The sequence below is a fragment of the Exiguobacterium sp. UBA6282 genome (genome assembly GCF_002440475.1).
Lineage (GTDB): Bacteria > Bacillota > Bacilli > Exiguobacteriales > Exiguobacteriaceae > Exiguobacterium_A.
Map to the genome: position 1 here is coordinate 61560 of NZ_DJUM01000005.1, position 20959 is coordinate 82518.

The window sequence follows — 20959 nt, forward strand, 5'->3', positions numbered from 1 at the left end:
TTCGCTACAATAAGTATAGAAATATCATGACGGGTACGGAAGGAGCATTTCTCATGATTTTGAATCGTAGTCAAATCGCACGTGAAAAGGTTGAACAACTAAAGTTAGGTGTTACTGCTTTTACTGAAACGGAAGAAATCGCTGAGAAGATTCGCAAGTCGGTCGCTGAACTTCAACTGAATGTCATTGAAGACCACACCGATCGTGGCGTATGGTTCATTCCGCAAGAAGAAACAAAAACGAAATAAGCATAAAAAGGCTGTTCGCTCCGCTTCCTCATGAGAGGAATGAGACCGAGCAGCCTTTTTTCCATTTAAAACTGGAAGTTCGCAGCGACCTCATTCAGACGATTAACGACACGTTCGACTTCACTTAACTGTTCAATCGTCGCACCAGACGCCATTGGATGTCCACCGCCATTGAATTCTTTTGCTACTTCATTGATGACTGGACCCTTCGAGCGAATTCGGACGCGAACTTCCATATCCGTTTCGAGGAACAGCGCCCAGCACTTCATTCCTTGTAAACCGGCAAAACTATTGACGAGTAACGATGCTTGTTCGACCGTTGCTCCAAATTGCTTCAATGTATCCTGTGTCAAAACGACATAACCGACGCCTTGATCCGTCAATTGGAGATGTTGAAGAACATATCCTTGTAGATGAAGCGCCGCCAGTTCTGTTTGGTACATATTACGATACAACCAATCTGTATCAATCCCTACATCAATCAATTGCGCCGCGACTTCAAACGTTCGTTTCGTCGTACCACGGAATTGAAAACGTCCCGTGTCACCGACGATTCCCGCATAGAATTGAATAGCAGCTGATGCCGGAATGTCGTATCCCCATTCATTCAATAGATGAACGAGCAGTTCCGATGTCGAACTCATCGTCGTATCGACGAGTTGCACTGACGCGTATGGATCCTCATCGGGATGATGGTCGATTTTAATGACGTCTTTTCCTGTCATCGCGACCTTCCCGTCAATCCGTGCTTGATTCGCCGTATCCAGAATCACGACTAACGCCTCTTTGTATAACTCGTCTTCTACCCGATCGAGCTTCCCCATAAATGACAATGATGTCGCCATCTCACCTGCCGACAAGACTGTTTTTTCAGGAAACTGGTGTTGCAATGTCAATTGTAAGCCGAACTGACTACCAAGTGCATCGGGGTCTGGTCGTTCGTGACGATGAATGATGATCGTATTTGCAGCTTCAATCATTTGTTTGATTTGCTCTTTCACTGTGCACAGCTCCTCTAATCTTGATATGATACTAGATGAAGACAAAAAGGAGGTCCTTTTAACATGCAATTCATCCTCATCGCCCTCATCGTTTTCTCGCTTGGTGGGTATTTGTTAGCAAAACGCCGCGCGTTCCATACGAAAAGCACGAACCGAAAATACTTGTTCAATACACAAGCGAGCATTTGGTTGAGTCTGTTCGTCATCCTATTCGCCGTCAACCAGTTCGTTTCCGGGAACGGATTAACGACACTCGTCGGAAAAGTGGTCTGTTCTATTTTAATCGTCGTCGGTGTTGCTTCATTCATCGCTGGATTCATCCGTTACAAAAAGATTTATCCATATGTCGTCCGTGAGATGGAGCAATCCTGAGCGAGATTCAGAGGAACCGAAGTCAATCGACTTCGGTTCTTTTTGTATTCACTTAACGATCGATGAGTTGCGAAGTCACGAGTGCTTTCGCAACGATTTGTGTACCTTGATACATTTCGACATCGACTTTCCCGAATTTCCGACCAACGTCAAAGACATTGGCCCGGATCGTTACCGTGCTCTCAATCTGAACAGGTTTAATGAAATAGATGCTGACGTTTTCAATGACAAGGTCACCTTTCTTCATGTGACGCAACATTCGCGTCGCCCCTTCGACGAGAAGCGTCGTCAATACACCACTTGAAGCAGTCCCCATGAAATTCGTCATTTGTGGAGAAACCTCAAGTGATAAGTACGGTCCCCGTTCGTCCTCTGCCGCTTTAATCTGCCCTGTGATCAGATCATCGAATGTCTCCCCGACCTGCGGCTGGCGATTCGCTAGTTGCAACGCCTTGAGGACATCTTGACGGCTAATGATCCCAAGCAATCGCCCATACTGGTCAATGACCGGTAACATTTCGATTCCTTCCCATACCATCTGATGCGCAGAATTCGTGACACTCGTTCGAATGCCGACCGTAATTGGATGCCGCGTCATGACTTTTTCAACAGCCCAGTCATGTGGACGGTCAATGATGTCCTTCGCCGTCACGACACCGACGACCTTCATTTGTTCATCGATGACAGGATAACGATTGTGTTTCGTCTGTTCGTTCAACTCGTGCCAACGTGAAATTGGATCCGTCGTCTGTAAATAGAACGTATCATGTAAAGGAATCAAGATATCCGAGACGAGTAAGATTTCTTTTTTGATCAATCGATCATAAATCGCTCGGTTGATCATCGTTGCGACCGTAAATGTATCGTATGACGTCGAAATGATGGGCAACTCCATCTCATCCGCCAATCGTTTTGCATCCTCCGTTGTATCAAATCCACCGGTGATCAATACAGCGGCCCCTGCTTCAAGCACGAGTTCGTGTGCTTTTTCACGGTTCCCGATTATGACGAGACTGTCGACATCGATGTAACGCATCATCGCTTCAAGCTTCATTGCGCCAATGACGAATTTCGTCAATGTCTTGTGTAATCCATTTCTTCCACCGAGAACTTGACCATCGACAATATTCACGACCTCCGCGAATGTCAGCTTCTCAATATTTTCTTTTTGTTTCTTTTTGATTCGAATCGTTCCGACTCGTTCGATCGTCGAGACGAACCCAAGATTCTCCGCTTCCTTGATGGCGCGATAGGCCGTTCCTTCGGATACGGTCAAGTCCTTCGCGATTTGTCGGACGGAAATCTTCGTTCCGACATCAAGATCTTCGATATGTCGAATGATCTGTTCGTGTTTCGTAGGCATACTGTATCCCTTCTTTTCCTTTTTTCTACTCTCCTGTCATTATACTGTACTACTCTAAAGATGAAAACGTGTACTAGTCTGATTTACGATAAATGTTTTTCGAATCGGACGATGGTATACTTATGTAGAAAATGAGCAGAGAGGTGGAATCACATATGAGCGAACGTACGAATTACATTAGTGCTTTCTTGAAAGAACAAGGAATCGATTTAGCCGTCATTACTTCAAAGGCGAATGTCTTTTACTTTTCAGGAGTCTACGCAGAACCTCACGAACGTGTCATGGCAGTCCTCGTTGATGTAACCGGCAAACATGTATTATTCTGCCCGGCACTCGAAGCAAGTATCGTTGCAGCGAGTCCTTGGGAAGGAGACGTCGTCACGTATGAGGATCATGAAAATCCATTCGATCGTTTAGCTGAATTATTCAAGACATTTGAACATTCAAACAATCGGATCGGTATTGAAGGTGAACATATGACGTTTAGTCGATATCAAGAACTGAGCTCACATCTTGAAAATGCAGCCATTCTTGATATTGGTGAGTCCTTACAAGCGCTTCGCTTGAAGAAAACACCGGAAGAAATTGCTATCCTTCAAGAAGCAGCAGCACTTGCGGATGAAGCGATCGAAATCGGTAAACAAGCGATCCGTCCAGGTATCACGGAAATCGAAGTCATTGCGGAAATCGAATATGAAATGAAGAAAAAAGGCGTCCGCGAGATGTCGTTCGATACGCTTGTCCTATTTGGTGCAAACAGTGCTGATCCACACGGTGTCCCAGGTGACCGCGTCATCCAAGAAGGCGATTTCGTCCTATTCGATCTCGGTGTCATTTGGAAAGGCTACTGTTCAGACATTACACGGACCTTCATTTATGGTCAGGCAAGCAAAGAACAAACTAAAATCTATGAAACGGTCCGCCAAGCACTTGAAGCCGCGACAAAAGCGAGTCAGATCGGTACGACACTCGGTTCATTGGATAAAGCAGCCCGCGACGTCATCACAGAGGCTGGTTACGGGCAGTACTTCACACATCGCGTCGGTCACGGACTCGGAATCGAGGTTCACGAATTCCCGTCCCTCGCTTCGAACAACTTACTGACGGCTGAAGCTGGTATCGTCTACACGCTCGAACCAGGTATCTATGTTCCCGGAGTCGGCGGCGTCCGGATCGAAGATGATATCCATCTTACTGCGGAAGGTCCGGTTGCGTTAACTCGCACACCAAAACACCTTCAATCGATTCCATCATCTTAAATCAGTAAAAACACCTAATCCAAGCGATGGATTAGGTGTTTTTTATTTACTTACGGGATTGATGGACGACATTGACGCCCCCTGTCACATCAAGAATCGCACCTGTGATCATACTTGATTCTTCTGCGAGTAAGAAGGAGATGGCGCGAGCGATATCTTCCCCGACACCCGTTCTTCCGACTGGTGTTTCTTCATCTTGCTCTGCTTCGGAAATCCGTTTCGTCTTGTTATCACCGACGATGTTCCCCGGATTGACCATGTTGACCGTAATGCCGTGCTCTGCCTCTTCAAGCGCCACACTCTTCGTCAAACTCACCATCCCGCTTTTTGCAGCAGCGAACGCCGCCCGGCACACCCATCCTGGCGCTGTCGCACTTTCTGGAAAACCATACGTGATGATTCGACCATAGGCTTGCTTACGCATGATGGGTAATACTTGACGTAACAACCAGAAACTAGCGGTCAGATTCCCGGTAATGACTTCATTCCATTCTCGATCGCTATAATCTACTAATGCTTTCCGCTCGAATATATATGGTCCTGCATTAAGTATCAACGCATCAATCCGACCTTGCTCGTTAATTGCTTGTTGAGCTGCGTGTTCCACTTCTTCTTGGTTCGTCACGTCTGCTTGAATCGTCACAAGATTCGGATGTGTAAACTCGGGTTCGGAACGATGGAACGCCGTTACTTTCCATCCTTCTTCCAATAACTGGCGTGTTACTCGTTCTCCCAATCCTTTTGTACCTGCTGTAATTAACGCGTGCCTCATCTTGGCATCGCCCCCTTTCACTGACTCCATCTTACGATGGAATGGAAAGGTAGGACAATTTTTAGAACTCGTTGAATGTTTCGTCCGCTTCCAGTAAGAGAATGGTATAATTAGGGTGTACTCATCATATCGATTACGAAGGGATGGATTCATCATGGCAATCGTCTATCATAATGTACTTGTAGCAGTAGATGGCTCAAAAGAGGCAGAACGTGCCTTCGAGACGGCAATCGATGTTTCATTGCGAAATGATGCAAAATTGATCATCGCACACGTCATTGATACACGGACGTTCGCAACAGTAGAAGCATATGACCGTACCATCACGGAACGTGCTGAATCTTACGCGAAGGAATTGCTAGACGAATATGTCAAGACCGCTCAAGATCGCGGTGTACAGGAAGTCGAAGTTGCAATTGAATACGGTTCTCCAAAAGTCACGATTGCCAAAAAACTTGCTCCTAATCACGATGCTGATTTAATCATCTGTGGCGCGACCGGCTTAAACGCTGTTGAGCGTTTCTTCATCGGTAGTGTCTCTGAAAGCATTACGCGTTACGCAAAATGTGACGTCTTGATCGTTCGTTTATGAACCACTCTTCTATCAAACAAAAGCCTCTCTCCCTTCATCTCAAAGGAAGAGAGGCTTTTTGACGACCTGCTTAAACAAAAAACCATCGAACCAATGTCCGATGGTTTGAAATCATTTGTATTTTACTGTAACGGTACGACGACCCCAGTTGAATGCTTCTGAACGAGAGTAGTAAAGGATATCCATCTTCTTACCTTTGATGGCACCGCCAGTATCAGCAGCTGTATATGTCCCTTTCAACTTCCCTTTGTAATACACTTTGACTGTCGAACGAAGTGGAATGACACGTGGATCAACAGCTACGACTTTCTTTTTCGAGCTTTTGATGTTCCAACCGATTGCTGTCAGGTTGCCACTGCCTGGATCATACGGTGTATAAGCTGTCGCACTCACGTTCGTGACTGTTTTCCAACCGCCCGTAGATTGTTTTTTTGATCCGCTTGACGTCACGACCTTCGAGTAGCTCGCGCTAAGATAAGCCGTCTTACCTTTGTAGCTTACTTTGTACCAGTTCCCTGTTTTTGCTTTGTACGATAACGTTTGGTTCTTATATAGAAGACCGAGTTTCTTCGAAGAAGTAGTAGCTTTTTGACGAATGACTAGGCTATCGACTGTTGACTTGACGCTTTTCTTAGTTGCAGCCTCTGCTTGAAGACCTGCGAACGAACTGAGTGCTAACACGACCGTTAAAACACTTGCGAGCATTCGTTTCATCATGTATTTTCTCCTCCATCATTGTTTCGTGTTTGTTAACTGAGATTAATATACATGACAAAAGCAAGTAGTGCCGTTACATATAGACCACAAAAATATGTCTGTACTATTACCGTTATGTTACAAAAGACTCATTTTTTTAAGAAATGACCCTTTTTTAGGTTTATTTTTACGATGATGACGCTTCTTTTTTCGTTGTATGACAAACGTCGTAACAATAGATCATACGTTCGCGTATCACTTTTCTGGGATTTCATCAAAAAAAGGACTAAATCGTTGTATTAACGATTCAGTCCTTTTTAAAAATTATGCGTTTTGAGCAACCAATCCACCAACACGAACTGTATCGCGTGCGATCATCAATTCTTCATTCGTTGGAATGATAATGACTTTGACTGGTGAGTGTGGGTAGTTAATGAAGAGTTCTTCTCCATGAGCTCCATTGTTGAGTGATGGATCCCAGTAAACGCCCATGAATTCGAGACCACGTAGGACACGCTCACGGATTGAATCTGAGTTTTCCCCAACACCAGCTGTGAAGATAATGGCGTCAACACCATTCATCTCAGCAGCATATTGCCCGATGTATCCGTGGATACGGTTCGCGAAGATACGGAGTGCCATCTCTGAACGGTGGTTTCCTTCCTTCGCAGCCGTTTGGACGTCACGCAAGTCACTTGAAAGACCTGAGAGTCCGTAGATTCCAGACTCTTTGTTCATGACGTTCAAGACTTCTTCCGCTGTTTTCCCTGTTTTCTCCATCAAGAATGGAATCAAAGCTGGGTCGAGTGAACCAGAACGTGTTCCCATCGTGATTCCTTCAAGCGGTGTGAAGCCCATCGTCGTATCGATTGATTCGCCACCCGAAACTGCTGCGATTGATGCTCCGCTACCTAAGTGACATGAGATCAAACGAAGGTCTTTTAATGGACGACCGAGTAATTCAGATGCACGTTCTGTAACATATTTGTGGCTCGTACCGTGGAAACCATATTTACGGATACCGTATTCTGTGTAGTAATCATACGGTAAGCTGTAAAGGAAGTTTTCTTCTGGCATCGTTTGATGGAACGCCGTATCGAAGACCGCCACTTGCGGCACTTCCGGAAGCAATGCTTGGAATGCCCGGATTCCGATCAAGTTTGGTGGAATGTGAAGTGGTCCGAGTTCTGTATACGACTCGATATCTTGCATGACTTCATCCGTGATCAATACAGAGTCTGCATATTTTTCTTTACCATGAAGAACACGATGTCCGACACCTTTAATCTCATCGTAAGACGAGATGATTCCGAACTCCATTAATTTTTCGAGGGATAACTCGACTGCTTCTTTATGTGTTGCAAGCGGGAGGACATCTGTATACTTTTGTCCTTCACCATATTTAATCGTAAAGATTGCATCGTCTTTACCGACACGTTCAACGAGTCCGACTGCAATCATCGTTTCGTTCGGCATTTCGAGCAATTGGAACTTCAAAGACGAACTACCTGCGTTTACCGCCATAATTTTTGCCATGATTTTTCCCCTTTTCCATTTGAATCCAATGAACATTCACATCTGTTTAGGTTTTCTTCTATTTCTGTTCTACAACTAGAATAGTCAAATTAACGACAGATTTCAATCACTTTGCGTAATTCATTTTAATTCTGTGTTAATCCATTCATCAATCTGTTTCACCATACCACCAAACGCACGGGCATCAGTGAAAGATGGTAGTTCAGCAAGTAACGCTTGTTTTGGCATCTTCATACCGGCTAAATGATTACGGACGATCAAATAACTTTTTGCTGCCTGTTCTTGTTTGAACATGGTTAACGGCAATTGTAAAATGCCGATGACGTGCGCTTTTGATTCAAAGTACTGTTTCAACTTGCCTTCCGTATCATGCTGGAACAAACCGTTCGGAATGACAAAAACACCGAACCCACCTGGTTTGACGTATTGCATCGCTTGTTCGATCAATAAGAAATGACTATAACTCATACCCTCATCTCGTTTCAAGATGTAAGAAGCAGCAGCCTCTTCATCCGGATAATAACCGACTGGGAGATCAGCCATCGCAAGATCAACTGGATCTAGCAACAAAGGTCGTAACGCATCTTGATGCGTATACGTAACAGGGTAGTCGAGTAATTCCGTTACCGCTGCCGATAAACGAATTAACGTCTCATCTACCTCAACTGCTTCAGCAGATGTGCCCGTCGAAAGCTGACTCAAGACAGCGTGTAACATACCACCTGTTCCACTTCCTAATTCAAGTAGTCGGATGCCCTCCTTACCTACCAATTTCCCGATTAGATAACCAGCAAACAAAGCGACGCTGTCTGGCGTCGGCAAATGGTTAGGTTGCGCTTGTTTCATCCCTTCTAAAATAGCAAGCGATACTGCCTTTCGAATGACCTCTTTGTCTACATTTTCAGTATGGCGATCGTTCAACCGGTCAATCACAGTCGTCAACGCTTCTAGGTAAGGCATATCAAGATCACGTTCGATTTGTTTTGTTTGACGTGTTAATTCCTTATATAACTTTTCTAACGGCTCCATGTACGTCATCCTCTCCAAAACGAAACGGCCCCCCGTAGAGCGGGAGCCGTTTCTATCATTAGTTCCATTGTAACGCTTCAGCGTCGTTTGTAAACCATTCTTACTTCGCTTCACGTGCTGCAGCGAGTGCTGCTTCGAAATTTACCTCATCCGTTGATTCTTCGAGGTATTCGACATACGTGATTTCGTTGTTCGAATCTAAGACGAAGACAGAGCGAGCAAGCAGACGTAATTCTTCGATTGCCACGCCGTACTGTGTACCGAATGAAAGATCACGGTGATCAGACAATGTCACGACTTGATCAAGACCACTTGACGCACACCAACGACGTTGCGCGAACGGAAGGTCGTTTGAGATCGTCATGACCGTCACACCTTCGATTTTAGCTGCTTCTTCGTTAAATTTACGAGTCTGCGCATCGCATACCCCTGTATCGATTGATGGGACGACACTGATGATTCGAACACCTTGGTATGTATCACGTGTTACGGGCGATAAGTCGTTAGCTAACACTTGAAAGTCCGGTGCTGTTTGTCCGACTTGAACCGCTGTACCTTGAAGTGTGATTGGATTTCCTTTAAACGTTGCCATATGAATTCCCCTTTTCCCCTGATTGGATATACTGTATTTTCTATTTAACTATAGGAATGATCTGCGAAGATGGCAAGTATTCTGCCATAATTGATGGACTTCAGTACCCGTCTTTCTAAAAAACAGGTATAATAAAAGAGTTCATGAAACGCTTTCAAGGGGGAATTGACCATGGCTCGAAATAATGTCTACCTGTACTACCGAAATACACAAAGACACGAGACGCAGGTGCGAAAGTTGATTGATGTCGGTACACGATACGGACTGAATGTCGTCCAAGATCATCGACAAGCAAACATCATCGTCTCGATTGGTGGAGATGGGGCTTTCTTGCAAGCGGCACGCTTCACAGGTTTCCGTGATGATGCGATCTATGTCGGATTCGCTGAAGGACCAAACTCGTTCTACTGTGACTTTGATATCAATGATCTTTCTGCGGTCGAAGCAATCTTTAAAGAGACGGGCAATCGTGTCTCGGATGGCGAAATCGAAGTACGTCGTTATCCACTACTTGAAGCATCCATCAACGGTGGACCACCGATGCTCTGTCTGAACGAATGTTCCGTAAAGTCGAGCATCATCAAATCACTCGCAATCGAAGTCTATATCGATGACTTCCTGTTTGAGACATTCCGCGGGGATGGAATGGTCATCTCAACACCGACGGGATCTACGGCTTATAACAAGTCACTTTCTGGTGCGATCGTCGATCCATTGATCCACTGTCTTCAAGTCAGCGAGATCGCTTCCGTTAACAATAACCGGTACCGGACACTCGGTTCTGCTTTCCTATTGAACCGCGGACGGAAACTCTCGTTACGCATCATTGAGGACGGAAACGATTATCCGATCATCGGGATGGATAACGAAGCACTCAGCCTGACACGAACGGATTCAGTCGATATCCAGCTCTCTGAAAAAGAACTTAAAACCGTCAAATTGACGAACAATACATTTTGGCATAAGATTCAACGCTCATTCTTATGACAACAAAAAAATCTGCCTCCTCGGGGCAGATTTTTTTGTTGCATCTTCCGTTACGTCACCCCTTATACTCCAATCAAAGGAGGTATACAGATGATGTATTCCACTCAGGAAATCGCCAAACTTACCGGCGTCACAAAACGAACGCTTTATCATTATGAGACGTTCGGTCTCCTTGTGCCAAAGCGCAACGATGCCGGTCACCGATATTATAGCAGTGAGGATCTTTTACGTTTACAACAAATCCTTCTCTATCGCTCTCTTGATTTTCCGCTGTCAGAAATCCAAAGATTACTTACACAATCTGACTCCAGTCATCACACGATATTGAAAAAACAAATTGTACTACTTCAAGAAAAAGCTTCGCATTATCAGATGCTCGCTCAACTCGCTGAACAAACATTACTCACTTTAATAGGAGGACTCCCCATGAAAGATGAACAATTATTCCGCGGTTTACGTCACGAAGAGATCGTCATGCACGAAAAACAACATGCAGAGGAAGTCGAGGAACACTACGGTGACACCGACGCATATCGAATCAGTGCAAAAAGACAAAAACAACGTACCCCAAATGAGAAAGAAAGACTTAGCGCCATGCACAAACAACTCGATCAACGCTTGACGATCCTTTACCGCGACGGACGTGCGGCATCTGACCCGGACGTTCAACAGGTCGTTAAGGAACAACATGACTTCATCGATACGTACTATTACCCATGTGAGTTATCTATTTTTGAGTCACTCGGTCAGATGTACGTGTCCGACGAACGGTTTCGCGCTTATTACGATACGTATGCACCTGGACTATCTTCTTTTTATTCAGAAGCTATTTCGCACTATGCAGAAGCAACATCAAACTAAGGCTGCTTCTGCCTGATAGACGATTTTACCAGCTTGGACAGTCTCCACTAAACGGTTATTCAAGATGGCTTCACCACGTAAGCGATAGAAGTCTTCTTCAAAGATGACGAAATCGGCATCGTATCCTGGTAAGAGTAATCCTTTGCGTCCATGTGTCTCGGTCGCGAGATGTGGATTTTTCGTAAAGAGTAACAAGGCTTCGTACATCGATAACGTCTCATTCGCCTTATTGACACGTCCCGCTGTTCCTTCCGTCGCTGCATACAGGGAACGCCGGACATCGGGGTCAGAGATCGGCGCATCTGCCCCACCGCATAATAATGCGCCGGTCTCAGCTAACGAACGTAAACGATAACTCCAGTCTAAGCGGTTCAATCCGAGTCGATCGACGATAAAGTCTGCGTCATCCAGTAAAAAGACCGGTTGAACGTCAATCAAGACCGGTAACTTCCGAATTCGTGCAAGCGTTTCTGGTCGAACGACCGTCGCATGAATGATCCGATCCCGCTTGCCTTTTGGTGCTGGATATTTCTCGAGCACCTGTACGAATCGTTCAATCGCTAAATCACCGATGACATGTGCCGCAACTGTAAACCCGTAACTACGTGCACGCTTGACGAGTTGTTCGAGTTGTTCTGGTGTATGCACTTCGATACCACGTGTCGTCGGATCATCCGAATAACCACGACCGAGAAGAGCTGTCCGTCCTCCGAGTGCGCCGTCGACGAATAGTTTCATCGCACCAATTGACATCGTTGATGGCAAAATTGGTTGCTGTTGCACGAACTCATCGATGACAAGATGATGAACGAGTAGATGTGTATGGAAGCCTGTCTCTTCTGTCACTTCTTTATATGCTTGGAGGATTTCCGCGACATCTCCGTGATACGATAAATCTTCTGTGTGTGCCGCAATGATGCCGTATTGATACAAACTCTTGATTGCTGATCGGAGTGACGATTTGTTTCGCTCTAAGTTTCCAGCTTGTAACGCATACAAAGGTTCAAGCGCCGCATCGTACAAAAATCCGTCAGCTTCGCCGTTATCCGATAAGCCGATCTTTCCACCATCGATGACAGTCGATGCTTTATAGCCGAGCTGTTGGAATAAAACATCGTTGACAAGTGCGGTATGCCGGTCTGTCCGTTTTAATAAGGCAGGAGCGTCCGGGAACAACTGATTCAGCCATGCTTTTGTCGGCGCACGGTCAAGTTTCGTTTCGTCATATCCTTCCGCCACGTGAATCCCATTGATTGGTTCTGCCTTGAGGAAAGCTTGTCCTAATGCTTCAAGCGTCGTATAACGCGAGGCATCGACACGGTTGATCGCTTCCCCGTAGCCAATCAGATGAATATGTGCGTCTGTGAAGGCTGGATAAACAGCTTTTCCGTTCAAGTCTTGAATCTGATCAATACGTCTACCGAAACGTCGACGTAGTTTTCCTTCCTCTCCCATTGCGATGATCCGCGTCTTCTCGACGAACATCGCTGAATGGACGTCCTCTTCATGTGCCATCGTTCGAATCAATCCGTTTACGTATAGTGTTCCCATTCTACTCACTCCTCTTTTTACAAAAATAGGGTGACCATGACGGTCACCCTGAATTGTCGATCCTGATTTAAACGTGCAACGTTTCCTCTGGTGCACACGATCGTTTAATGCGTTCGATCGCGTCCGGATCGTATTCATTTAGGACACGTTCCGCTAAGACGATCGTACGTTCATAGTCTCCCGCTAAGAACTTCGTTTCCGCGATCGTCAGCGACATATGTATCTCATTGTCGTGGCGACGGTATCGGTTCGCATACTGGACGAGCCGTTCGGCATACGTGACTTCGAACACTAATGTATCTAACCGTTCTTGCACATGTTTAAACGTTTCTTGGACGTCTTGGCTTTGTGCAACGATCGATCGGACATTAAACGGTAACTCTTCGAGCCGTGTCTCAAGCGTCTGTAGCGAACGATTCGCATTACGTAGTGCTTCTTCAACTTCCGTTGGTAAGTTCGGTAATCCAAGTCGTTTCAGACGAAGACGTGTTTGCGAGAGCTGATGACGCCATTCGACGATCCTTTCGCGCACTTCTGTCTCTTCTTTTCGAAGCGCTTGAAGTTCGACCGTAAAGCGTTCGTACTGAATCATCAACTGTTCCTCTAAGCGAATCGCATCGCGCATTTGATCTTCGAGCATACTGAACGGAATGATTTTCCCAGCAATCGACTCATCGAGATCTTTTGCCGCTTCAAATAGTAGCTCTTCGTCACGCTGGATCGTTTCGTAGTGAATTCCAAGATCTGCTGAGATTTCATACTTTTCACGTAAGATACTGAACTCTTGTGCCAATTGATGAATCCGTTCGCGCATCCGTAATGCTTTTTGTTTCAAGGATTGATTTTCTTTTTTCACTTGATGACGTGCATCAACTTCACGACGGAACGTATCATACATTTGATCAACGTCGGCTGATAACTGTTGAATCGCTTCTTCTAAACCATCGACTTCAAGCATCTCGATTTTTTCAGAAAGGCTCAGACGTTGTTCCTCGAACCGTTTGATCTCGGATTGAAGACCGAGTGGTTCAAGCGGATACCCATCTAACGACATTTCCTTATAACCCGCTCCGAGCTGATCAATCCGTTGACGCAATTCATGTGCGAGAATCTTCCATTGTTTCGGCACGAGTTCAACAAGCTGACGCGTCGTCGCTACTTCTTGCTCAAGCAACAAGCTTGTTTCGTACGCCTTCGTCACTTCACCCGAAGCTTCGTATTGACACATCTCATTCCAGTGCGCGTTGATTTGTTCACTTCGTTCTTCCAGACGCGCGAGCGCCGGACCGAATGAGTTCGCTTGGATCAATAACGATTTCCGAACTTGCCCAGAATCAGCTTCCCCTTGCGCTTTCAACTCTGCTAGAACCGATTGATTCGTTTTGAACGTCGACATCTCGACGAGCATCTCATCGATCAATCCTTCGAGTTCCGCAATCAATTGTTCCGTTACTTCAAGGTCATTCTTGACGGCGATGAACCGGTATTTATCGAGCGCTTCTTCCGCTCGGTAAAGGGTTTCATCGATTTGGGCGACGTGGACCGTTAACAACTCTTCCCACGCTTGATGCCAGGAGCTGAACTTCGTCTCCGTCTCACCCGCCATCGGTAGTTGCTTTAAGTCCTGCAACTCCTTTGGAATCGATGCACTGACGATGCCTTGTTTGCGCATATCAAGTTCATCGATTTTCGTGTAGTATTTTTTTCGACTGATCATGCTGAATAGCATGACGAGTAATACGATGACGATGACTCCGATCACCCATGCCCACATTTGTCACGACCTCCACTCTGTCGTACGACTTTAGATTTTCTCTAAATCGCAATAATCTTATCCTTATAATAGTATAGCGCAACCGTTTTGCATAGATTTACAGAGGCTTTTCCTGATTTCTTCCGCTGTTTTGAATCCTTTGTCCAAAAATCAATTGTTTGTCAGCTACACGAAAACTCGTTAAACTAAAAAAAATACGCTTTTCACGGGAGGAATTTTATTATGTTCGAAACAAAGACATATGAAGGTGACCGGACGAAACAATATGACATGCTGTCAAAACAACTCGATGCGTTATTAATGGGAGAAGACAATCAAGTCGCGAACTTATCGAATGCGAGCGCGTTACTCAACCAATTCCTCGACCGTATCAACTGGGTCGGCTTCTATTTGACGGATACCGAGCAAAACCAACTCGTCCTCGGACCATTCCAAGGACTTCCAGCATGCGTCCGTATTCCATTCGGTCGTGGTGTTTGCGGAACGTCCGCAGCAGAACAAACGACACAACGGATCGAAGACGTTCATCAATTCCCAGGTCATATCGCATGTGACGCGGCATCGAATTCTGAAATCGTCATTCCACTCGTCAAAGACGGACAAACGATCGGCGTCCTCGATATCGACAGCCCAGAATTCAACCGTTTCGATGAAGTCGACCAAGCTGGTTTAGAAGCATTCTGTACGACACTACTTCGTCATTTGTAATTCTGATTGACAGTCGATTGTCCACACCGTATACTTGTAAAAGTGCAGAAATGATAACGATAGCGGTCAAATCGCTTACGTATCACATTTCATGACTCGGTGAATAACCGGAGGGGCATCGTGTAACTTTGCTATCAAGCGAGGGTGCCACATCATGAAATGGGCGTAACGTGGGTTTGATGGCGTTATTATTTTTATGCAAATAATAACGAACACTAAGGAGGAGTCTTATTATGGCTCGCTATACAGGTCCAGCTTGGAAACTTTCACGTCGTCTCGGTATCTCACTTACTGAAACAGGAAAAGAAATCGCAAAACGTCCGTACGCTCCAGGACAACACGGTAACAGCCGTCGTAAAATGTCTGAGTACGGTCTTCAACTTCAAGCGAAGCAAACGCTTCGTCACATGTACGGAGTAAACGAACGCCAATTCAACCGTATGTTCAACGATGCTGGCAAAATGCCTGGTATTCACGGTGAGAACTTCATGTTCTTACTTGAAACACGTCTTGATAACGTCGTTTACCGTATGGGTATGGCTCGTACACGTCGTGCTGCTCGTCAGCTCGTCAACCACGGTCACATCCAAGTTGATGGCGCTCGCGTCGACATCCCGTCGTTCCGCGTGAAACCAGGTCAAACGATCTCAGTTCGCGAAAAATCGAAGAACTTTGTCGTTATCAAAGAAGCACTCGAAGTTGCTCCAGCAACTAAAGACTTCGTTACTTTCGATGCTGAGAAGCTCGAAGGAACGTTCGTCCGTCTTCCTGAGCGTTCTGAATTGAACGATCAAATCCAAGAACAACTCGTCGTCGAGTACTACTCACGTTAATCGATTGTTCCAGCACTCACTTCGGTGGGTGCTTTTTTTGTACATATCATGAAAATGTATACCTGGTCTTAAAAAAAGAGTGACGCCAATTATTTATTTGTGTTAACCTATAAATATAAATAGTTAACGCAAATAGAAAAGAGGACTTTATTCATGAAAACAAGAGATTTAACGTTCATCGCCCTTGGTGCTGCCATCATCGCAGCCGTTAGCTCTTTGCCGCAGATCCAACTGGTCGGCGCCGTTCCGATCACACTTCAGATGCTCGCAATCATGACGGTCAGTGCCATTCTCGGTGGAAAACGCGGTGGACTTGCTGTCTTGATTTTCTTATTGCTCGCAGCTGCTGGTCTCCCTGTTCTCGGCGGAAAAGGTGGACTTGCTCCATTCGTCGGACCAACTGTTGGGTATTTGATCGCCTTTCCGATTGCCGGATTCTTCATCGGTCTCATCGCTGAAAAAACACGTCGTTTCGTCCCCCTCTTCATCGGGATGATCGTCTTCGGACTTGGTTTAGTCTACTTGCTCGGAACATTCGGTCTGATGGCTGTACTCGATCTGTCGTTCAAAGATGCTTTTGCGATCAACTATCCTTTCGTCTTATGGGATACGATCAAAGCCGTCATTGCCACGACGATCGCCGTTCGCTTGTTGCCACTTCGCTTATTCCGGACAGCTTAAAAAACGCTCTCTGCATCTATGTGCAGGGAGCGTTTCGTTTATCATCAAGCATGCTCGACGACGAAGTATTTTTTCTTTCCGCGACGTACGATCGTAAAGCGACCGATTGCATCTGATTCAGTGATTTCTTTCGTTAAGTCTTGCTCGCGTTCTCCGTTGAGGTAGATCGCACCGTTCGTGACGTCTTCACGTGCCTGACGTTTTGACGGACTAATCTTCGCCTCAACGAGCACGTCGACGAGGTTGTTTGATTCGCCGAGTGTAAAGCGTGGCATGCCTTTGAAGGCATCTTCGATATCTTCGACTTGCAACGATTTAATATCTCCGCTAAAGAGTGCCGTCGTAATACGTTGTGCTTGTGTCAGACCTTCTTCACCGTGAACGAGAACCGTCATTTCTTCTGCAAGACGACGTTGTGCGACGCGCTTCTCTGGTGCTGCCTTGACTTCTTCTGCAAGTGCATCGAGTTCTTCGTGCGTCAAGAACGTGAAGTATTTCAAGAACTTGATGACGTCGAGATCGTCTACATTGAACCAGAACTGGTAGAACTCGTACGGTGACGTTTTATCAGCATCTAACCAGACCGCACCGCCAGCTGTCTTACCGAATTTCTGACCATCCGCTTTCGTAACGAGCGGTACTGTCAATCCAAATGCTTTTTCTTCATGACCAGCACGACGAATCAGCTCCATTCCTGCTGTGATGTTCCCCCACTGATCACTACCTCCTACTTGAAGACGGCATCCTTTGTCTTCGTAAAGTTTCAAGAAGTCAAACGATTGAAGTAACATGTATGAGAACTCAGTGAATGAGATACCGTTTTGAAGACGTGAATCAACAGAGTCCTTCGCAAGCATGTAGCTGACCGGGAAGTGTTTTCCGATATCACGTAAGAAATCGATGATTGTCAAATCTTTCGTCCAGTCTAAGTTATTGGCGATCGTGACCGGATTTTCACCTTCAAGTGGTAAGAAACGTGACAGTTGATCTTTAATCCGATTCGCGAACTCTTCGACGATATCCGATGTGTTCAATGACCGTTCCGTTGCACGACCACTCGGATCCCCAATCATCCCAGTTGCCCCTCCAACGAGACCTACGACATGGTGACCCGCTTGTTGGAATCTTTTTAAGACTAAAATCGGCAACAAGTGTCCGATGTGAAGTGAATCTGCTGTTGGATCGAAGCCTGTGTAAAGCGTCGTCGGATTCTCGAGTAATGTTTTCAGCCCTTCTTCATCTGTCATTTGGTTAATTAACCCGCGAAATTCTAAATCCTCTAATAACGTCATTGTTTCTCCTCCTAAAGTTCACTATTAACAAAAAAAACCGTCCCTTCGTCTAAAACGAAGGGACGGAATATTCCGTGGTACCACCCTAATTGTCCTTTTGTGTAAAAGGACCACTTGGTTCGTCGATAACGGGACGGACCGCTTGATTTCTCAAGAAACTCCTGGAAGCGTAATTCATAAGTTCACTGTGTCCTAGTTCGCAGCACCACTAGGTCTCTGTCACAGGGAGTGACTTACTACTATATTCCGATCATGGTTTAGCGCAATATACGAAAATAAGATGGTTTCATGATACGTCGAAGGCGAATCCGCTGTCAAGTCCGATTTCATTAGTAGATTTATGGTATAATACGTCTATCTGTGATTTAATATTAATTTACACCTAAGTTTAAGATGCAAAGGAGATCATTTATGCGCGAGAACTGGTTCAAGTTTTGGAATCATCCCCGGACGAAAGCCGTTCGGCACTGGTCAAATATCACATATGATGTTTCATGGAACATCATTTTGTTCCTCATCATAGCTGTCTTACTCGTCGGTAGTTTTTCTGTTGGTGCAGCGGGCGGCTATTTCGCTTCGCTCGTCAAGGACACAAAAGCACCACCATTGACTGAGATGAAACAACAAGTCAACAGCTATGCCGTCACAAGCCAAATTTATTGGGGAAGTGGTGAAAAGCTGACGAACATCTCAACAGATGAAGAACGTCAGCCTGTCGATATCAAGAAGATTTCTCCTTACTTGATCGATGCGCTTTTATCAACGGAAGATGTAGACTTCTATCAACACGATGGTGTCGTTCCAAAAGCGACATTACGAGCAGTTCTACAAGAACTAACGAATTCTGCGTCGCGCACAGGCGGAAGTACGCTAACACAACAATTAATCAAAAACCAAATCTTGACGAACGAAGTATCATTCGAACGGAAAGCGAAAGAAATTCTTTTAGCATTGCGCCTTGAAAACGCGATGTCAAAAGATGAAATTTTACAAGCGTATTTGAATGTCGTCTCATTCGGTCGCAATTCACTCGGTCGTAATATCGCGGGGATCGAGGCTGCATCACAAGGAGTTTTCAACAAATCCGCGAAAAAACTGACGTTACCACAAGCAGCTTTTCTCGCTGGGATTCCTAAAAACCCTTATTACTACACCCCTTACCTTCAAGGTGGCGTCGTCAAAAAGGACTTGACGCCAAGCGTCAACCGGATGAAAACAGTATTGAAGCGGATGTATGTCGCGAAAAACATCACGAAGGAACAGTACGAAAAAGCAATCAAGCATGATATTACGAAAGATTTCGCGAAACAATCAAAACGTTCTCGTGATACGTATCCGTATGTCTACGATTTAGCCGAACGTGAAGCGACGAAAATCATGACGAAGTATCTGATGAAACAAGATGGCGTGAAAGAAGATGAAGTGAAACCGTCTGAACTGGCAGAAGTGCGTGCCAACTATCAAGATCAAGCACTTGTTGCACTGCGCCAAGGCGGCTACAAAGTTCACTTGACACTTGATAAAAAAATTCATGAAGCGATGCAACAACCTGCGAAGAACAGTGCGAACTTCCCAGGAAGCATGCAATACAAACAAGTCGTCGATCCAAAAACGAAAAAAAGCGTTTCGAAACAGGATCCAGAAGAAACAGCAGCAGTCATGGTTCAAAATGAAACGGGACGTATCCTCGGATTCGTCGGCGGACGGTATATGGATGGAAAAGCTGACGATTTCAACCGGGCATTCCAAGCCAAACGTCAAATCGGGTCAACGGCAAAACCAATCCTCGTTTACTCGAACGGGATTGAAAATCGCTTGATCACACCAGGGTCTACCGTTAATGATGAAGAGTACTACTACCAGACTGTACCACGTCAACCTGGCGACCGTCCGATCAAGAACGAAGGTGGACGTTACCGTGGTAATGTAACGGTTCGTACGGCATTAGAACTATCATTGAACGTACCGGCCGTTAAGATTTACGAGAAGATGAACATGTCGAATTCGATTCAAAAACTCGTCGATATGGGAGTTGAAGTACCTGATGCGATCCGTTATGCCCCTTCTGCGGCACTCGGAACGATGGAAATCACACCTGTCGAACTCGCAGGTGCTTACGCGACACTTGCCAACTATGGTGAATTCGTCCAACCGTACATCATCTCGAAAATCACGAAAGACGGAAAAGATATCTATAAAGCAAAACCGAAGAAAAAACGGATCTATGAACCACGAACAGCTTACCTGACACTTGATATGATGCGTGGTGTCTTCACGAAAGGTACAGCGACGTTCGCTAAAGCTAGATTGAACGTACCGGGAGATTGGGCCGGTAAGACGGGTACGACCAACGATGTCAAAGACTCTTATCTTGTTGGTTCTACTCCTGGTGTAACCCTTGCCGTCTGGACAGGACACGACCAGAACAACTCACTCATCGGTCCGTCAACGTACTACCAACGTACGCAGACGCTCTGGTCACAGATGGCGAATGCATCGTATGGTGCGAACAGCAGTTACTTCAAATCTGGCGCCCGCTTCACGCAACCATCTTCTGTAACAGCAAATGACTTCCAAAACAGTGGTCGCTTCAAAGAAGAAGATAAGAAGAAAAAAGCCGAAGAAGCAAAGAAAAAAGCCGAAGCGAAGAAACAGAAAGAAGTAGAAGAAAAGAAAAAAGAGGCAGACGCACAGAAGAAAGAAGATCAACAAAAACAACAAGATCAAGCTAAAGAAAAAGCAGATGCTGAGGCAAAGAAAAAAGCAGCAGATGACGCAAAACGTGCTGCCGATGCAAAAGCTGAAGCTGATG

General features: G+C 45.5%; 20 protein-coding genes and 1 other annotated feature. Of the genes, 10 read left to right on the forward strand and 10 right to left on the reverse strand.

The genetic code is table 11. The annotated features are described in order from the left end of the window. Positions 1–53 precede the first annotated feature (53 nt). Complete coding sequence (locus tag B2751_RS00965; RefSeq protein ID WP_035406258.1) at positions 54–248, forward strand: hypothetical protein; 195 nt, start codon at positions 54–56, stop codon at positions 246–248. 65 nt (positions 249–313) lie between these two features. Here the strand turns inward: B2751_RS00965 and B2751_RS00970 are convergent, their stop codons facing one another. Then, the gene (locus B2751_RS00970) at positions 314–1249 is read right to left on the reverse strand and encodes a DHH family phosphoesterase (RefSeq protein WP_290772125.1); all 936 of its coding nucleotides are present in this window, start codon (positions 1247–1249) and stop codon (positions 314–316) included. A gap of 63 nt (positions 1250–1312) precedes the next feature. Here B2751_RS00970 and B2751_RS00975 point away from each other — a divergent pair, with 63 nt between their 5' ends. Further along, complete coding sequence (locus B2751_RS00975) at positions 1313–1621, forward strand: YtpI family protein (RefSeq protein ID WP_035406252.1); 309 nt, start codon at positions 1313–1315, stop codon at positions 1619–1621. Positions 1622–1673: 52 nt separating this feature from the next. Here B2751_RS00975 and B2751_RS00980 read toward each other — a convergent pair whose 3' ends face one another. After that, positions 1674–2984, reverse strand: coding sequence for a DRTGG domain-containing protein (locus B2751_RS00980; protein ID WP_023469046.1), 1311 nt, complete (start codon positions 2982–2984; stop codon positions 1674–1676). A gap of 155 nt (positions 2985–3139) precedes the next feature. On the opposite strand from B2751_RS00980, the gene B2751_RS00985 reads away from it, so the two are divergent. Beyond that, on the forward strand, positions 3140–4243 hold the full coding sequence (locus B2751_RS00985; protein WP_290772128.1) for a M24 family metallopeptidase: 1104 nt from the start codon (positions 3140–3142) through the stop codon (positions 4241–4243). A 46-nt stretch (positions 4244–4289) separates the two neighbouring features. On the opposite strand, the gene B2751_RS00990 is transcribed toward B2751_RS00985, so the two are convergent. Then, positions 4290–5015: an SDR family oxidoreductase gene (locus B2751_RS00990; protein ID WP_290772130.1), complete on the reverse strand. Its 726-nt coding sequence runs from the start codon at positions 5013–5015 to the stop codon at positions 4290–4292. A gap of 154 nt (positions 5016–5169) precedes the next feature. Here B2751_RS00990 and B2751_RS00995 point away from each other — a divergent pair, with 154 nt between their 5' ends. Then, entirely contained in the window at positions 5170–5607 is a 438-nt protein-coding gene (locus tag B2751_RS00995) for a universal stress protein (RefSeq protein ID WP_029342342.1), read from the forward strand. Positions 5608–5718: 111 nt separating this feature from the next. On the opposite strand, the gene B2751_RS01000 is transcribed toward B2751_RS00995, so the two are convergent. The 4 genes from B2751_RS01000 to tpx all read right to left on the reverse strand — a co-directional run bounded on the left by B2751_RS01000 (position 5719) and on the right by tpx (position 9466). Next, positions 5719–6324: a 3D domain-containing protein gene (locus B2751_RS01000; RefSeq protein ID WP_035406242.1), complete on the reverse strand. Its 606-nt coding sequence runs from the start codon at positions 6322–6324 to the stop codon at positions 5719–5721. Positions 6325–6627: 303 nt separating this feature from the next. Continuing rightward, positions 6628–7839 carry an acetate kinase gene (locus B2751_RS01005; protein ID WP_035406240.1) on the reverse strand — a complete coding sequence of 404 codons (1212 nt, stop codon included), beginning with the start codon at positions 7837–7839 and terminating at the stop codon, positions 6628–6630. Positions 7840–7959: 120 nt separating this feature from the next. Further along, a complete protein-coding gene (locus B2751_RS01010; RefSeq protein ID WP_290772134.1) occupies positions 7960–8868 on the reverse strand; it encodes a class I SAM-dependent methyltransferase in 909 nt (302 codons plus the stop codon). Between the two features lie 100 nt (positions 8869–8968). Then, on the reverse strand, positions 8969–9466 hold the full coding sequence (gene tpx / locus B2751_RS01015; protein ID WP_155960139.1) for a thiol peroxidase: 498 nt from the start codon (positions 9464–9466) through the stop codon (positions 8969–8971). A gap of 165 nt (positions 9467–9631) precedes the next feature. Between tpx and B2751_RS01020 the strand changes: the two genes are divergently transcribed. After that, positions 9632–10447 carry an NAD kinase gene (locus B2751_RS01020; RefSeq protein WP_023469054.1) on the forward strand — a complete coding sequence of 272 codons (816 nt, stop codon included), beginning with the start codon at positions 9632–9634 and terminating at the stop codon, positions 10445–10447. 90 nt (positions 10448–10537) lie between these two features. Further along, positions 10538–11308: a MerR family transcriptional regulator gene (locus B2751_RS01025; RefSeq protein ID WP_290772137.1), complete on the forward strand. Its 771-nt coding sequence runs from the start codon at positions 10538–10540 to the stop codon at positions 11306–11308. Here the strand turns inward: B2751_RS01025 and B2751_RS01030 are convergent. Together B2751_RS01030 and ezrA are read right to left on the reverse strand one after the other, a co-directional pair. Continuing rightward, on the reverse strand, positions 11300–12859 hold the full coding sequence (locus tag B2751_RS01030) for an amidohydrolase (protein WP_290772140.1): 1560 nt from the start codon (positions 12857–12859) through the stop codon (positions 11300–11302). The genes B2751_RS01025 and B2751_RS01030 overlap by 9 nt on opposite strands. Before the next feature lie 67 nt (positions 12860–12926). Then, positions 12927–14633, reverse strand: a complete 1707-nt coding sequence (ezrA, locus tag B2751_RS01035) for a septation ring formation regulator EzrA (protein ID WP_290752050.1) — start codon at positions 14631–14633, stop codon at positions 12927–12929. A 222-nt stretch (positions 14634–14855) separates the two neighbouring features. Here ezrA and B2751_RS01040 point away from each other — a divergent pair, with 222 nt between their 5' ends. The 3 genes from B2751_RS01040 (at position 14856) to B2751_RS01050 (ending at position 16855) form a co-directional block, all read left to right on the forward strand. Further along, a complete protein-coding gene (locus B2751_RS01040; RefSeq protein WP_023469058.1) occupies positions 14856–15341 on the forward strand; it encodes a GAF domain-containing protein in 486 nt (161 codons plus the stop codon). 233 nt (positions 15342–15574) lie between these two features. After that, positions 15575–16174: a 30S ribosomal protein S4 gene (gene rpsD / locus B2751_RS01045; RefSeq protein WP_035406229.1), complete on the forward strand. Its 600-nt coding sequence runs from the start codon at positions 15575–15577 to the stop codon at positions 16172–16174. 153 nt (positions 16175–16327) lie between these two features. Continuing rightward, entirely contained in the window at positions 16328–16855 is a 528-nt protein-coding gene (locus tag B2751_RS01050; RefSeq protein WP_290752056.1) for a biotin transporter BioY, read from the forward strand. Positions 16856–16899: 44 nt separating this feature from the next. Here the strand turns inward: B2751_RS01050 and tyrS are convergent, their stop codons facing one another. Beyond that, on the reverse strand, positions 16900–18147 hold the full coding sequence (gene tyrS, locus B2751_RS01055; protein WP_035406219.1) for a tyrosine--tRNA ligase: 1248 nt from the start codon (positions 18145–18147) through the stop codon (positions 16900–16902). A gap of 55 nt (positions 18148–18202) precedes the next feature. Next, positions 18203–18410: a binding site (T-box leader), on the reverse strand. Between the two features lie 148 nt (positions 18411–18558). Here tyrS and B2751_RS01060 point away from each other — a divergent pair. Beyond that, the coding region (locus B2751_RS01060; RefSeq protein ID WP_290772143.1) for a transglycosylase domain-containing protein at positions 18559–20959 on the forward strand (2401 nt) is incomplete at its 3' end.